10 protein-coding genes are annotated in these 15,948 nt (G+C 68.3%); 7 read left to right on the top strand and 3 right to left on the bottom strand.

Annotated features, from left to right (window positions below; all coding sequences use genetic code 11):
• The first annotated feature begins 457 nt into the window (after window positions 1-457).
• The 4 genes from F0U60_RS08625 to F0U60_RS08610 all read left to right on the top strand — a co-directional run bounded on the left by F0U60_RS08625 (window position 458) and on the right by F0U60_RS08610 (window position 4,469).
• Window positions 458-1,108, top strand: a complete 651-nt coding sequence (locus F0U60_RS08625; protein WP_395816449.1) for a hypothetical protein — start codon at window positions 458-460, stop codon at window positions 1,106-1,108.
• A gap of 116 nt (window positions 1,109-1,224) precedes the next feature.
• Window positions 1,225-1,638 (top strand): ACT domain-containing protein, encoded by a 414-nt coding sequence (locus F0U60_RS08620; protein WP_395816446.1) that lies wholly within the window; start codon window positions 1,225-1,227, stop codon window positions 1,636-1,638.
• A gap of 239 nt (window positions 1,639-1,877) precedes the next feature.
• Entirely contained in the window at window positions 1,878-3,125 is a 1,248-nt protein-coding gene (locus F0U60_RS08615; RefSeq protein WP_395816443.1) for a hypothetical protein, read from the top strand.
• A 312-nt stretch (window positions 3,126-3,437) separates the two neighbouring features.
• Window positions 3,438-4,469, top strand: a complete 1,032-nt coding sequence (locus F0U60_RS08610; protein WP_395816440.1) for a hypothetical protein — start codon at window positions 3,438-3,440, stop codon at window positions 4,467-4,469.
• 33 nt (window positions 4,470-4,502) lie between these two features.
• Here the strand turns inward: F0U60_RS08610 and F0U60_RS08605 are convergent, their stop codons facing one another.
• Complete coding sequence (locus F0U60_RS08605; protein WP_395816436.1) at window positions 4,503-5,789, bottom strand: glycosyltransferase family 4 protein; 1,287 nt, start codon at window positions 5,787-5,789, stop codon at window positions 4,503-4,505.
• Window positions 5,790-5,820: 31 nt separating this feature from the next.
• Window positions 5,821-7,980, bottom strand: a complete 2,160-nt coding sequence (locus F0U60_RS08600; RefSeq protein ID WP_395816434.1) for an MAC/perforin domain-containing protein — start codon at window positions 7,978-7,980, stop codon at window positions 5,821-5,823.
• 211 nt (window positions 7,981-8,191) lie between these two features.
• Between F0U60_RS08600 and F0U60_RS08595 the strand changes: the two genes are divergently transcribed.
• Together F0U60_RS08595 and F0U60_RS08590 are read left to right on the top strand one after the other, a co-directional pair.
• On the top strand, window positions 8,192-9,796 hold the full coding sequence (locus tag F0U60_RS08595; protein ID WP_395816431.1) for a sigma 54-interacting transcriptional regulator: 1,605 nt from the start codon (window positions 8,192-8,194) through the stop codon (window positions 9,794-9,796).
• A gap of 167 nt (window positions 9,797-9,963) precedes the next feature.
• Entirely contained in the window at window positions 9,964-10,329 is a 366-nt protein-coding gene (locus tag F0U60_RS08590; RefSeq protein ID WP_395816429.1) for a hypothetical protein, read from the top strand.
• Between the two features lie 15 nt (window positions 10,330-10,344).
• On the opposite strand, the gene F0U60_RS08585 is transcribed toward F0U60_RS08590, so the two are convergent.
• Complete coding sequence (locus F0U60_RS08585; protein ID WP_395816426.1) at window positions 10,345-13,941, bottom strand: protein kinase; 3,597 nt, start codon at window positions 13,939-13,941, stop codon at window positions 10,345-10,347.
• A 150-nt stretch (window positions 13,942-14,091) separates the two neighbouring features.
• Between F0U60_RS08585 and F0U60_RS08580 the strand changes: the two genes are divergently transcribed.
• Window positions 14,092-15,945, top strand: a complete 1,854-nt coding sequence (locus F0U60_RS08580; protein ID WP_395816422.1) for an ATP-binding protein — start codon at window positions 14,092-14,094, stop codon at window positions 15,943-15,945.
• Window positions 15,946-15,948 lie beyond the last annotated feature (3 nt).

Genomic DNA, 15,948 nt, shown 5'->3' with positions numbered 1-15,948 from the left:
AGAAGCCCGACATCAAGCCCGACGGCGGGCCCAAGCCCTCGCCCCGCCGGACATCAACGGCAACTTCCCTGGTGGCAAGAAGCCCGACATCAAGCCCGACGGCGGGCCCAAGTTCTCGCCCCGCCCGGACATCAACGGCAACTTCCCGGGCCAGAAGCCCGACATCAAGCCCGACGGCGGGCCCAAGTTCTCGCCCCGCCCGGACATCAACGGCAACTTCCCCGGCGGCAAGAAGCCTGACTTCAACCTCGACGGGTTCAAGCCGGGCAACCCGCTGGACAACTTCAAGAAGCCCAATGGCTTCGGCGGCCTCGACAATGGCTTCGGTGGCCTCGGCAACAAGTTTGGCGGCCTGGGCAACGGTATCGGCAACGGCCTCGGGGCTGTGGGTGACGTTGTCGGCGGAGTGGCCAGCGGCGCGGCCGGAATTCTTGGCGCAGGCCTTGAGGCGGCCACCATGCTGCCCAGCGCCCTGGGCATGGACCCCTACGCCATGGCCGGTGGCATGCTTCCCCCTGAGCTCGCCGGTGGCCCGATGATGGACCCCTACGCCATGGCTGGCGCCGACCCCTATGCCATGACCGGTGGCCCAGCGATGGACCCCTACGCCATGACCGGCGGCCCGGCCATGGACCCCTACGCCATGACCGGTGGCCCAGCGATGGACCCCTACGCCATGACCGGCGGCCCGGCCATGGACCCCTACGCCATGACCGGCGGCCCGGCGCTCGCCGCTGGCCCGATGATGGACCCCTACGCCGCTAGCAGCATGCCCCCGGAGCTGGGCTCCCTGGCCTCGTCTCCCGCTCCCCTTCAGTCGGACCTGGGCAACATCCTCAACTCGGTGGCCAACGCCCTCAACACCGCCAACCAGGCCCTTGAGACCGTGAAGGGTCTCGTGGGCGAGGGCACCGCCACCGCGGCCAACACCCTGAAGAAGGCTGTCGCCGAGCCCGTAATGGCGAAGGTGGCCCAGATCGCTGTCGCCGAGCCCGGTATGGCGAAGGTGGCCCAGAAGCTCGTTGAGGCCGAGCCCGTGCTGGCGAAGGCTCGCGCCGAACTCGCGGGCCCCGGCGTCATTCAGGAGCCCAGCGCCACGGAGGCCTGAGTCACTGGACCCAAGCACCGAGCAATAGGGCCACACCAGGCCCCCTCTATCGAGCGGTCGATCTCCAGGTATGAGATCGGCCGCTCATGCTTTCGTGGGCACGGAGGTGCAACGCCATGCCCGGCGAGACGAACCTGGACGTATTACTGAAGTCGATGAAGCCGGTGCTGCGGGAGGGCGAGTTCGTCTTCCTCACCACCCGGCGCTCCTTGCTCGAGGTCGCGCCCCTCGAGCCCCTCGGCCTCTTCCACGAGGAGGAAGGGCTCACCCTCATCCTCCCCCGTGAGAAGGCGGACGCCGCCGGACTGCCGTACACCGCCGTCTTCCGGATGCTGACCCTCTCCGTCCACTCCAGCCTTGAGGCCGTGGGCTTCCTCGCCGCCATCACGACTCGGCTGGCCGCCCGGGGCATCAGCGTGAACCCCGTCTCGGCGTACTTCCACGATCACCTCTTCGTGCCCTCCGCTCGGGCCGAGGAGTCCCTGGCGCTGCTCCTCGAGCTCTCGGGCGGCGACGCGTCCCTGGGCTGACGAGGCATTCTTGCCTGGTGACAGCAGACACCAGTGGTGACAGCCCTCTCCAGGGGGCACCGGTGTCGGCAGTCACCATTCGGGCCCTCGCGCGGGTCCGCCTCCGCGTAAACCCTCGTAATCCCGTTCGTCTCCGGACTCCTCCTCCCTGGCACGGGCGCTGCACTAACGCCTTCACGTCAAGGCGTTGCTCCCTTCCCCTCTCGCGGCAGCCCATTTCGTCCTCCCAGGAGATGTCCATGCGTATCGGCAAAGGCTTCAAGCTCCCCAAGATCGACCTCCCCGACCTCAAGGGTCCCAAGAAGCCCGACATCAAGCCCGACGGCGGGCCCAAGCCCTCGCCCCGCCCGGACATCAACGGCAACTTCCCCGGCGGCAAGAAGCCCGACATCAAGCCCGACGGCGGGCCCAAGCCCTCGCCCCGCCCGGACATCAACGGCAACTTCCCCGGCGGCAAGAAGCCCGACATCAAGCCCGACGGCGGGCCCAAGTTCTCGCCCCGCCCGGACATCAACGGCAACTTCCCGGGCCAGAAGCCCGACATCAAGCCCGACGGCGGGCCCAAGTTCTCGCCCCGCCCGGACATCAACGGCAACTTCCCCGGCGGCAAGAAGCCTGACTTCAACCTCGACGGGTTCAAGCCGGGCAACCCGCTGGACAACTTCAAGAAGCCCAATGGCTTCGGCGGCCTCGACAATGGCTTCGGTGGCCTCGGCAACAAGTTTGGCGGCCTGGGCAACGGTATCGGCAACGGCCTCGGGGCTGTGGGTGACGTTGTCGGCGGAGTGGCCAGCGGCGCGGCCGGAATTCTTGGCGCAGGCCTTGAGGCGGCCACCATGCTGCCCAGCGCCCTGGGCATGGACCCCTACGCCATGGCCGGTGGCATGCTTCCCCCTGAGCTCGCCGGTGGCCCGATGATGGACCCCTACGCCATGGCTGGCGCCGACCCCTACGCCATGACCGGCGGCCCGGCCATGGACCCCTACGCCATGACCGGTGGCCCAGCGATGGACCCCTACGCCATGACCGGCGGCCCGGCCATGGACCCCTACGCCATGACCGGCGGCCCGGCCATGGACCCCTACGCCATGACCGGCGGCCCGGCCATGGACCCCTACGCCATGACCGGCGGCCCGGCGCTCGCCGCTGGCCCGATGATGGACCCCTACGCCGCTAGCAGCATGCCCCCGGAGCTGGGCTCCCTGGCCTCGTCTCCCGCTCCCCTTCAGTCGGACCTGGGCAACATCCTCAACTCGGTGGCCAACGCCCTCAACACCGCCAACCAGGCCCTTGAGACCGTGAAGGGTCTCGTGGGCGAGGGCACCGCCACCGCGGCCAACACCCTGAAGAAGGCTGTCGCCGAGCCCGTAATGGCGAAGGTGGCCCAGAAGACCGCTGAGGCCGAGCCCCTGCTGGCGAAGGCTCGGATTGGACTCGCGGGCGCCGGCGCCATTCAGGAGCCCACGTCCAGCGCCACGGAAGCCTGAGTCACTGACCCAAGCACCGAGCAAGGGGGCCACACCAGGCCCCCCCTCTATCGAGCGGTCGATCTCCAAGTATGAGATCGACCGCTCACGCATTTGTGGGCCACGAGGCTGACCCAGCGTCTGTGCCTGGTGACAGCAGACACCACTGATGACCGTGCTCTCCTGGGGGTTCGGGTAACGGCGGTCACCCCCCGGGCCCTCACGCGGTCCCTCCTCCACGTAAACCCTCGCAATCCCGTTCATCTCCGGGCGCCACCGTCGTGGCACGAGCGCTGCAATGATGCCTTCACGACCCCCAATAACGGTGCTCCCATGACCATCCGCTTCCGCCCGCCTCGGTTGAACCTCCCCCAGACGCCTCACATCCGGCCGGGCCAGACCCCGAGCGGCCCCCAGACTCCGGCGAGCCCCAAGGACTTGAGCGGACTCCAGACCCGCGGCACGCCGAGGAGCACCGACGGCTTCGACAACCCGGTGCGAACCCCGATGCGGCCACCGGTGCTCAACCAGCGCCCGGAGCTGGCGGGAACCCTGGCGGAGATGAGACTCCCCGTGGAGCAGGCCATGGGCCCGGCCCTGTCGTCAGGCAAGCACAGCACCACCGCGGCCCAGGTGCTCGACCTGAACTCGCCCCTCTCGCACCCCGACGCGCCGGAGTTCCAGAAGGCCTTCACCGCGCTCGGCATGAGCGAGGCGAAGACCGCGGAGGTCTGGGGCGACATCCTCCACGGCGTGAAGCGCCAGGAGCAGATCCGGGCCGACGTGAAGGAGAGCCGGACCTCGCCCTACACCTCGGACAAGCCCAAGCCGGACACCTCCAACCCGCACTACGAGAAGGTCGCCCATGAGATGGGACCCTACCTGCGCATCGAGGACGGCCAGGGACCGCTGGCGCTCTGGTCGGGCGGCTACGATGTGAGCAAGCACGCCCAGCTGAACGGGTACACCACGCTGGAGAGCACTCCGGCGGGCCGGGCGCTCTCGGGGCTGGAGATCTACAAGGACCCCAAGGCCGTCACGCCGATGTGGAACCACCTCTCCGAGGAGTTCGTGAGGCAGAACCCGCAGGGGGAGGCGCACGCCTTCATGCGGACCCATGATCCAAAGAGCGTGCTCTATCGCCAGGAGCTCCAGACCATCGAGCAGTACTCGCCCAATCGCCCCGTGGTCTTTCATCCGCTCGTGGGGGACAAGCTGCAGGACCTCCAGGGCGTCCAGCCGAACAAGACGCTCGGCCCCAACTCGGCGTATACGAGCGAGGCAGAGGCGCGCAAGGCGCTCAAGGACTACCTCTCTCAATCGCAGAGCGAGAGCTTCTCGGCCCACTCCATGAAGATCCTCTGAGGGACATGTTCCGGGCGTACGGCTGCGCGGCCTTCAGCCTTTACACCCCTGGCTGGGACACAGCGACGGCGTCTTCTCGCTCGACCCGGGGCTGAGGCCGAGCACCTGGAGGAAGAGGTCGCGCCACCGCGCCGCGAGGGTGTCCCAGTGGAAGCAGGGGGCACTTGCATGGAGGTAGGCACGCCGGGACTGCTCCGCCAGCAGGGCGCGGTCCCAGTACAGCCGCTCCAGACACGCGGCCGCCGCGTGGGTGTCGATGACATTGAAGGTGGCCGCGGAAGCATGCGGATTGTCCGGCGGCTCCAACGTGGGCACCAGCAGGCCGTGCTCCCGCCACAGCTCGCGGCAGGCGCTGTGAGCCGGAACGACCTGGGCTGCGCCCGTGGCCGCGTGCTCGAAAGCAACCAGGCCCCAGCCCTCAGCGGTGGCTGTGTTCAGCCCCACGTCACAGGCATTGTAGACAAGGTTGAGCTGTGCGTCCGGCGCGTCGGGCCGGCTCCCCGTGTGGGGGGTGAGCAGCAGCCGGTGAGCGATTCCCAGCTCATGGGCTCTGGCCAGGATGTCCACCCCCACGTCGCGCAGGCCCATGTGCAGGTAAAGCCAGACGTCTGGTTTGTCACGCGCGAAGTCGGCGAAGGCCCGCAGGGTGAGGTCCACCCGCTTGCGCGGACAATTGCGATTGGCATTGAGCACGAGGAAGGCGTGCTCCAACTCGGGACGCCCCGGAAACAGTGCGCGCCGCGCGAGCACCCGGCTGGCCCGCAGCCCCTCGGGTGACACGTCTCCGCCCAGCGGCTGGAAGCGTGTGGTGTCCACCCCATGGGGAAGCTGGTGCAACCGGGGCCTGGAGCGCGGCGCCCCCGCCTCGAGCTCCAGCCGCTCGAAGGCCTCCTCCAGTACGCGGTGGCCAAAGCCGGTGTAGGCCACCAGCTGGTCCAGCGAGCGCAGGGGCTCGGCCTCGGAGGCCCTGGGAAAGGGCCACTCGATGGGACAGTAGAAGACGGCGCGGGGAGCGCCCGGCGCGCGCCGCACGGCCTCGCGGTGCACAGGCCACAGCCCCGCGTCGTGGCAGAAGAAGACGAGCGCGGGGCGGAAGTCCTCCAGCAGCGCGGGGAGCTGTTCGCGGCCGAGGATGTCCCCCTCGCGCACGTTCGGCACCGTACGCCAGGCCCCCTCCAAGACCGGGCCCCGGTAGTTGATGCCGAAGTGGAGCAGCTCGAAGTCGAGGTGGAGCCGCTCCAGGAGGCTGGTAAGCACCCGGGCATAGCCGGTAGGCCGCACGGCTTGACCCACGAAGAGGATGCGAGGACGCGAGAGCATGGAGGGGCTCCGGGCCACGACGGACTCTGGCTCAGGTACCAACGCTCAGCGTGTACTGACCGGTGATGCTCTCCCGGTAGAACAGCACCTCCAGCCGCGCGGTCGCGGAGTCCTCGTCGAAGATGCCGCCCTGGTGGATTTCAATGCCAGAGTCCGGGCCGATGCCGAAGATGCCCACCAGGATGTAGTTGGCCGGGTAGCTGATCCACGCCGAGGGGTTGCCCACCGTGCTGCCCGGGTCGCAGTTGTTCTCCCAGGAGCTCAGCTGCCTGCCAGCGCCCGCGCTCTGCAACAACCCGACGAACGAGGGAGGCGGCGGCATGTTGTTGTCCAACCCGAAGCTGGAGAGCACGAGCACATTGCCGGCCTTGTTGAGGCCCTTGTCCTCCAGATCGTCCATCATCTGCTGGTACATGTCCTCGTAGTTGAAGTAGCCCTGGCTCACGCAGTAGTAGCGATCATGCAGGACGCCGGATTTCTCCGTGAGATTGGCGCCATCCAGCACCAGGAGCTGGTAGCCGCAGGGGCTTGGCGGAGGGCTCTTGGGCGCGAGCTGGTCGCCGAGGAAGAGGGTGGGCGGCTGCGGGGTGTAGGTGCCGTCGGAGCTCATCATGCGGGAGGACGTCTGCACCAAGAGGCGCGGGTGCATCACCTGGCTGAACAACTCCCAGGCCATCTGCACGGCGCCCCGTTTGTCACCGCACAGCTCCCAGATGCCCTTGAGCGAGAAGTCCACCAGGGCCGGGTTGGTGCTGACGCTCTGCACCCAGTCGGTGTAGCGGGACACCGTCTCGCTGGAGGGAGACATCGGGTTGATGCCCACGAGCGCGGCGATGGATGTGGGATCTCCTCCCGTGGCGCGGATGACCGTCTGACTGCTCTGGGAGTAGCTCTTCCACTGCTCGCTGAACTCCACGCTGGCGTCCAGCGAGCCGGAGACGAACAGGCCGCTGTACTGGGCCTTCAGCATGGCGGAGATGTTCGCAGACGACAGCTGACTGCTCTGCGCCACCGCGACGTAGAACTGCAGGCTGCCTCCAAGCACCACCTTCTGCGTGTAGTAGATGCCGTAGTCGGTGAAGAAAGACTCGAAGGCGGGCAGCGTGTCCTTGGACGCGACGGAGGGCAGGCTCTGCACGCGCGACAGGAACTCCGACGAGAGGTACTCCGTACCCGGGTTGAGCTCGATGAGGGCCAGCGGCGCGTAGAAGTTGTTGTAGGCGTAGGCGTAGAGGCTGCTCTCTTCGTACTCGCTGGTGTAATCGGCCTTCATCTCACCGCTGAATGCGCCGTAGGAGGCATCAACGCCCGCATGCACCGAGATGCTGTTCTGGAACTCCTCGCGCGACTCGGCGGTGTTGCCGCTCCAGTAGGCGGCCGTGTTCTGGACAGCCGTCATGCAGGACGGGATGAGGTAGTCCTTGCCCAGGAAGGTGAAGACCTGGGTCCCCGCCTTGCTGTAGTCGAACAGCGGGCGGATGAGGCCGGACTGGTCCAGCTTCCCATAGATGTCGAACCCCTGCCCCAGAGCATAGACCTGCGACAGGATGGGGGTTTCAGCCAGCGAGAGCGGGGCATTCGACGGCCGGGCCGCGGTGGACGTGGCCGGCACATGCGAGGGCACGCCGGCCGGGAGCGACGCGGGCCTGCGGATTGAACGGGCAAGCCGCCTGAGACGGGCGCCGCGGGTGTTCACCCGGTAGACCTCCTCGGCGAACTCCTGCGCGGCCGTGAGCAGCGCGGCGGCGTTCGCGGTGAGGTACTCCTGCGCCTCCTGCCTCAGGCCGGGGACGAGCTCATTCAGGTTGTTGCCGGTGTACGCCACGGCGAAGGTGTAGTCGTTCCACTCGTAGAAGACGTGAAGGTTCGCGGTGCTGCCGTTCCGGGTGAAGGGCTTGGAGATGTGGAACAGGCGCAGCGGCGTGTTTCCTCCATTGGCCAGGACGGTGAAGTGGATGGCCTCGTCCTGCCGCACTCCGTTGACGTAGAGGTAGTAGACGTACCACTGCGCGCTGTAGGAGGAGTCGGTCACGTAGCGGCCGTTGTACTGACCGGAAGCGCCAAGCAGGACCTCTCCTGGGTAGTGCACGATCAGGCTCGTGTTGGGCGTCGAAGACGAAACGGCGTTCCTGGAGAGGGCCGCATGGGTAGCGGGGTTGGCGACGTTCGAGACGAGGTTGTTCGAGGGCACGGGTGTGACTCCTTTGGGAAGGTACCTCCGCGTTGGCGAGGCACGCAGGGGCCCTTCTCCAAGCCCTGTGCCACTGCGCATCTGCCCGGAATGACTCACATCAAGGCGGCGGAGGTGACGTCCGAGCCCCTCTTCCACGCGTGGAGACCCGGCTTCCACGCGTGGGCGGTATAGAGTGGCGCCTGGCCTGGATGGACAGGGCAGGAGCGCTATGCGCGAGCAATCCTTTGTGGACATCTCCACGGTGAACGTGCGGGAGCACGACGGGGGAGCGCAGGACTCCCAGCTCGTGCCCGCGCTGACGATCGCCTCGCACCCCATGGCTCGCCGCGTAGGCGAGCGGCTGCTGCTCTCCGCATTGGCCGCGGGCCGAGAGGTGGCTGTCTCGCGCAACGAGCCAGTCTTCCTGCGCCCCGGCAACGTGTTGGGGTCGCACCTGGCCGACCCCTTCCTGAGCCGCAAGCCCGTGGTGTTCTCCTCCGCTGCCGAGGGGCGCATCCGGCTGGAGCCAGGCGAGGGCAGCCGGGTGGCCGTGGCGGGGCAGGTGCTCCAGGGGCCATGGGAGCTCTCCCGCGAGGAGATGGCCGCCGGCGTGCCGGTGGAGCTGGGCGGGCGCGTGGTGCTGGTGCTTCACCTGGCCGACCCCTCGGCGAGCGATGCCGTGGACGCGCTGGGCATGGTGGGCACCAGCGTGGGACTCCAGCGCGTGCGCCGCCTCATCGAGCAGGTGGCGGACCTGAACGTGCCGGTGCTCGTGCGGGGAGAGACGGGCTCGGGCAAGGAGCTGATCGCCCGGGCCCTCCACCAGCGCAGCCCTCGGCGCTCGGCCCCCTTCATCAGCGTGAACCTGGGCGCCATCCCCCGGGAGCTGGCCGCCGCGGAGCTGTTTGGGGCACGCAAGGGCTCCTTCACAGGTGCCGTGAGGGATCAGGAGGGCTTCTTCCAAGCCGCCCACGGAGGCACGCTCTTCCTGGACGAGGTGGGGGAGGCACCGCCCGAGGTGCAGGTGATGCTGCTGCGCGTGCTGGAGACAGGGGAGATCTACCGCGTGGGCGAGCGCACTCCCGTCTCCGTGGATGTGCGGCTGGTGGCCGCAACGGACGCGCACCTGGAGCAGTGGATACAAGAGGGACGCTTCAAGGCACCGCTGCTGCACCGGCTGGCGGGGTTCTCCATCCGCGTGCCGCCATTGAGGGAGCGGCGGGAGGATGTGGGGCTGCTGTTCCACCACTTCGCGCGAGGGGAGCTGGAAGCGCTCGGGGAGACGAAACGCCTGGAGCCCGAGGATGCGTTCGCCGAGCCGTGGCTGCCGGCATCGCTGGCGACCCGGCTGGTGGGGCACGACTGGCCCGGCAACATCCGGCAGCTTCGCAACGTGGCGCGGCAGCTCATCATCGGAAACCGGGGGCAGCCGCGGCTCCAACTCGACGCCCAGCTCGAGCAGGAGCTGGCCTCCGCGAAGGCCGTCCCCACGGGCCACCCTGCTCCCGAGCGGGCCGCTCCCGCGACGAAGGTCACGTCCCGCCGGAGGCCCGCGGACATCCAGGAGACGGAGTTGCTCGAGGCGCTGCGCGAATGTGGCTGGGACTTCCAGGCCGCCGCGGACAGGCTCGGCATCCACCGCACCTCCATCTACGATTTAATCGAGCGCAGCCCGAACATCCGCACCGCGGGAGACTTGAGCGTGGAGGAGATCGTCCGCTGCCACCTGGAGTGCGGAGGAGACCTGGATGCGATGGTGCGGCGGCTCGAGGTTTCCAAGCGGGCGCTGGGGCGCCGCCTCAAGGAACTGGGCCTCGTCTCCACGCAGACGTGAGTGGCTGTCTACAACCCGTGGAGGAATCGCGAATGAGGATGAAGAGCCGTTTCCCGGCGATGCTGTGTCTGTTAGCCATGACGTCCTGGGCGGGAATGTCTTGCAAGAGCACAGGTCCACGGGGGGCGCCAGCGGAGGAGCCCTCCCTGGAAGCGGACCCCGGGGGCTTGAAGTATCAAAATTGCGCTAATGGCCACTCTCCCAAAGGCAACCCGACCATCACGCTGGATTGCAAGTCCTTCACGAGCGGCCGTCAGGTTTGCGGAAAACCAGACCACACGGTCACGTTCAAGACGACCTGCGCTCAATCCGTCACGATCACCTTCTCCCCGCAGTCCCCTTTCACCGACAACGCCCTCTCCGTGACGGTGCCGCCAGGCAATGACGGCACGGTGAAGACCCTCAAGAGCAGTGGGGACTACGTCATGACCTTCTCCGGGGATACGGGCCTGCCGGATGAATCCAAGACTGGCTCCCTGGATGTGGCGACGAGTGGCGGCGGCGAGGACGAGGAGAAGCACGCTCCGCGGTGAAGCCCGGAGCCCACGCTAAGGCGGGCCGGAGGAGCGCCGCGAGAACCGGCGCTCCCACCCGTGGGTGAGGTGGGGGTTGGACGCAAGCGCCGCCTCGAGCTCCTTCCGGGCCTGCTGCTGCCCGGAGGCCTCGCCCTCCATGAGCAGACGCGCCCGTAGCAGCAACGCCTCTGGCCACGCGGGGCGGGCCGCGAGCAGTGAGTCCGCCAGCGCGAGCCCCCGTTCGAGCGGGGACGTGGCATCCTGCCCTGTCTTCTTCTTCCAGCGGGCCCATTCGCCGTAGAGGTGACCGAAGGCGACGCGGAAATCCTGGCGCGGGGGTGCGAGCTGGAGCGCCTTCTCGAAGGCCCGCGCCGCCTCCTCGAACTCCGCGCCCGCCTGGTCCGGCTTCCACCGGGCCAGCCACCGGGCGCGCACCGCGTGGACCTCCCCCTGGTAGAGCCAGGCCTCGGGCTCATCCTGGTTGCGCTGGAACGCCTGGGCGAGTGCCTCTTGCGCCCTGGCGAGGCTTGCCCGCGGGTCCCTCCCCTGCTCCAGCTCGAAGAGCGCCAACGTGTGACGCACCTTGGCCAGGTTGGCCCAGGGATTGGCCATGCCCGGCAGCAACGAAATCGCCTGCTGATAGGCCGCCTCGGCTCCACGCACCTCGGCGCTCGGATCTTCCCCGAGGAGCAGCCGGTACGCGGCGCGCGTGGCGAGGACCTCGCCCACGTTGTTCTGTCCCAGTCCCTGCTTCGGGGCCACGGTGACGGCCCGCTCATGCGCGGCCTGAGCCTGGGCCAGCAGCGCGAAGGGTTCCTCTCCTCGGTCCCAGGCCTCCCGCGCCTGCTCCAACAAAGCGATGCCCAAACCATTGTGGAGCGGAGCGACCCTCGCGTTGATGTCGATGCCACGTTGGAAGAACGCAGCCGCGGTCACCAGCTCCGGCCGCGGATCTCCACCACCGCGCCGGCGTCGTGAGGCCAACTCCGTGTGGAGCGTGCCGCCGAGGAACCAGGCCACGAAGTTCTGCGGATTGAGGGTTCGGGATTTCTCGAGGGCGATCCGCGCCTGCTCCAGCTCGCCCTCCGGCTCCGGCACACGCGGGTTCGAGGCCCGCTTGAGGTGGGCCTGACCGAGGTTGATCCACGCATCGGGAATGCGCTCGTCGAGCTGGATGGCCTGACGGTAAGACTCGATGGCCTGGGCGTAATGCAACAAGGGGTCAGCGCCCGTCTGGTCTTCGTAGTCCGCCCAGGTCCTGAAGATGAGCCCCAGGGTGGCGTGGAACTCGTAGTCCCGATCCTTGGGGGCGAGGGCCTCCAGGGTCTCGATGGCCTGGCGCAGCGGTTCGCTCGGATCCAGCCCCCGGGACTGACGGGAGCGCGCCTGACGCCACAAGCTCTGACCCAGCTCTCGCCGGGCCTTGGCATCTCCCGGCTGCACTTCCAGGACACGGCGCACGGCGGCGATCGCCTTCTGGAGAGGCTCCTCCGCATCCCCGCCCTTGTTGATCCGATCCTCCGCCAGGCGGTTGTGGAAGCGCGCCTCCCAGAACCTCGCGTCGGGCGAGTCGGGGTCGGCCACGAGGGTACGAGCCACTGCCTCCAGACCCCGCGTGTAGCAGGGCATGACGTCCCCTCGGCCGTAGAGCTCCGTCACCATCGCGGTGTACTCAAGCTGAGCCAGGGCCAGCTGGACCTCGGGAAGGCTCTCCCCCGTCGCGACAGCGGCGGTCAAGGCCCGGCGACCGGCCTCCAGATCGGCCAGCGCCCTTTCACGCTCACCCTGATTCCTATGCTGCTGGGCGCGGAACCGGAGGATGTCGCCGCGCAGCAAGGGCGCCTCGTAGAACCAGGAAAGCTGGCTGCCCAGCATGTCCAGTTGGGCGAGCGCCTCGTCGAACCGGTTCTCCTGGAAGGCCAGCAGCGCCGCCACGTACTCGGTGGAGGGCACCTCCGCGCCCTCGCTCTGGCGGAGGTATGACAAGGCCGGCTCCCGGTACTGGCGCTCCAGCTCCTCCCTGCGGGCCTGACGCCGCTCCGCGCTCTGGAGGGTCTCCACCTCGAGCAGCTGCTCCCGGTAGAGACGGCCGATGACCAGCGCCAGCGCCCAGGCGACGCGGGGCTCGCGGAAGCCCTGGCTCCATGCGGCCTCGAGGTGCTCACGGGCCTTCCGGTCGTCCCCGAGCGCCAGGTAGCCGCGCCCCAGGGCGTAGTTCCCCGGCCCCTCGGCCACGCGACCCGCCTGGCGGCTCTCCACCTCCAGCTCGCGCATGTGCTCACGGAGCCGCGCGCGATCGGCGCGGATGTCATGCAGCCGGGACAGCCCGGAGTAGCGAGCCAGGGCCTCGATGCGCTCGACCTTCTCGGTGAAGCGGCGAGCGAAGCGCTCACGCTGCACAGCCTGTTGGCGGGTGAAGCCAGCCCAGCCCAGAGCGCCGCACACCAGCAGGAACGCCAGGGCGGCCACGCTCGCCGCGAACCGGTGCTTGCGGACCTTCTTGCGCAGCCTGTACCCCAAACCCGCGGGACGGGCCTGCACGGGCTCGCCAGCAAGGAACCGGTCCAGCTCCTCCACGAGCGCATGCGCCGAGTCGTAGCGGGCCGAGCGATCCTTCTCCAGACACTTGAGGACGATGGCCTCCAAGTCCGGGGGGAGATTCGGGTTGAGCGCGCGGGGCGGGCGTGGCTCCACGGTGGCGATGTTGTTGAGCACCTCGAGCCCGTGCGTCCCCGGAATGGGGAGCTGGCCTGTCAGCAGGTGGTAGAGCGTGGCGCCCAGGCTGTAGACGTCGGCGCGGCGGTCCAGCTGCCCGACCTCGCCGCGGGCCTGTTCCGGAGACATGTAGTGGGGAGTCCCAAGCACCGAGCCCGTGGCCGTGGCCCCTTGGGTGGTCCAGTCATGGGCCAGACCGAAGTCCATCACATAGGGCTTGAGGCGTCCGTCGCCGGTGCGCTCCACCAGGATGTTGGAGGGCTTGAGATCGCGGTGGATGAGACCCGCACGATGCGCGGCGTGGACCCCCTCCGCCGCATCGCGAAGCACCAGCGCCTTCTGCTCCACGGTGAGCTCACTCGCGAGCTGCCCGAGGGGCACGCCGTCAATGAACTGCATGGCGATATAGGCACGGCCCTGAAGCTCGCCCACCTCGTGCACCTGACAGACGCGCTCGTGCTCGACACGGGCCTGGGCGCGGGCCTCGGACAGCAGGCGGCGGACGACTTCGGCATCATCTCCCTTGACGAACTTGAGGGCGACGTGGCGATGCAAGCGCGGGTCGTAGGCGAGGAAGACCTGGCCCATGCCTCCCTGCCCCAGGAAACGAATCCCCTGGTAGCGCTCCCAGCCAGGTACGGGGAAGGATGGAACGGCCGGGTCGTGGGCTCTCGGGGTGGGCGTGGGCCCGAGGGTCGGGGCCCCGACGAGCGGCGATGGCGCCCCCACCGGCTCGTCGCGCCTGGGCCGAAGGGCGGCGAGCGTCTGCTCGGAGAGCCGGCCTCGTGCGCGAAGCAGCTCCAGGGGACTCTGTCCCAGACGATGCGCCTCCTCTCCCAGCGCGGCGGCCTCCTCGCGGGAGATCAGTCCCTCGGCCACCGCGATGCCCAGCTCTTCTTCATGATGCTCGTGCATGACGCTCATCCATCCAGAAATCGAACCCCACCGCCCTCGGAACAGGCTCAACGTTCAGGCAGACGAGGGCCTGCTGTACGGTACTTCCGTGGCCAATAAACTGGAGATTTGGCGCGTCGCCCTCTCGGGTGTTCGCGCGAAGAGGATCTCATGGATCACCCGCCTGCCTCCTCGCCGGGTGCGTCGGGCACCCTGATTCAAGACATGGAGGCGCTTACCGGGACAGCGAACGGCAAGCCAGACGAACGCAGCCAGGTGGAAGCGCGCCTGGCCATGCAGAACCGACTGCTGGAGCTGGTGGCGCGTGGCACACCGCTGCCGGACATGCTGCATTCCATCACCCGCGCCATCGAGCTCTTGAGTCCGGGAATGATGGCCTCGGTGCTGTTCGTGGATGACGCCGGCCGCCTCCGCGTGGGCGCTGGGGCGAGCTTGCCGCCGGACTACAACGCCATTGTCGAGGGGCTAGCGATCGGCCCCTCCGTTGGCTCCTGTGGCGCGGCCGCGTACACCAAGCGGATGGTGGTGGTGACGGACATCAGCACGCACCCCAACTGGGCGCCCTACCGAGAGCTCATGAAGAACTTCCGGCTTCAGGCGTGCTGGTCTGGCCCCATCCTCTCCTCGGAGGGACAGGTGTTGGGAACGCTGGCCATGTATTACAACGAGCCTCGGGCTCCCACGGAGCACGAGCTGCACCTCATCGAGAGCATGGCCCACATCGCCTCCGTGGCGATGGAGAAGGCCAAGGCCGAACAAGAGCGAGAGCACCTGCTGGCCCGTGAGCGTCAGGCCCGCCGCGAGGCCGAGGCCGCCAGCCGGATGAAGGACGAGTTCCTCTCCACGTTGTCCCACGAGCTGCGGACTCCCCTCACGGCCATCCTCGGGTGGGCTCAGTTGCTGCGCACGCGCCAGATGCCGGAGGACAAGCGCCAGAGAGCCCTGGAGGCCATCGAGCGCAACGCACGGGCGCAGACGCAGCTCATCGAGGATCTGCTGGACATCAGTCGCATCGTCGCGGGGAAGCTGCGGCTGAACGTGCATCCGGTGGAGCCGCTGCCCGTACTGGAGGCGGCGCTCGACGCGGTCCGCCCTGCGGCCGAGGCTCGGGGCGTGCGACTGGCGCTGCAGGTGGCCCCTGACGTGGGGCTCCTGCCCGTGGATTCCGAGCGCTTTCTGCAGGTGGTGTGGAACCTGCTCACCAACGCCATCAAGTTCACGCCAGCGGGAGGTCAGGTGGTGGTCCGGCTGGAGCGTCGGGAGGGTGAGGCCCGGCTGGAAGTGGAGGACACAGGCCAGGGCATTGCCCAGGAGTTCCTGCCGCATGTCTTCGAGCGCTTCCGCCAGGCCGACAGCAGCACCACGCGCACCCATGGAGGCCTGGGCCTGGGGCTGGCCATCGTGCGCCACGTTGTGGAGATGCACGGGGGCAGTGTGTCGGCGCACAGCGAGGGGCCCGGCCGGGGCTCCACGTTTCGCGTCACCCTGCCGTTGACTCCGCCGCGCGCATCGGAGCCGCTCCCGGCCAGCCAGGACCGCTCGCAGCAGGAGCTTCCTCCCCCGGCCGCTGAGACGGCTTCCCTGGAAGGGCTTCGCATCCTCGTGGTGGAGGACGCGCCGGATGCACTGGCCCTCATCACCGAGGTGCTCGAGGGCTGTCGCGCCCACGTGATGTGTGCAACGAGTTCCCAGGAAGCACTGGCGCTGCTCGGCTCCATCCGGCCTGACGTGCTCATCTCGGACATCGGCATGTCCGGAGAGGATGGCTACAGCTTGATTCGTCGGATCCGTGCCCAGGAGAACAAGGATCAGCGGCTTCCGGCGGTAGCGCTCACAGCCTTTGCCCGGAGCGAGGATCGGCAGCGTGCCCTGGCCGCGGGCTTCGATGTACACGTTGCCAAGCCGCTGAATGCCTCGAGGCTGCTCTCCGTGGTGGCTTCGCTCGTCCCCACCCGAAGCGCTCACGCGAGGGCGGCAGGAGCCGATTCGAGCGTGACGAAGTAGACC

The organism is Archangium minus, assembly GCF_044360475.1.
In the GTDB taxonomy this organism is placed as follows: Bacteria; Myxococcota; Myxococcia; order Myxococcales; family Myxococcaceae; genus Archangium; species Archangium minus.
This window is presented reverse-complemented; position numbering and strand designations above follow the sequence as displayed.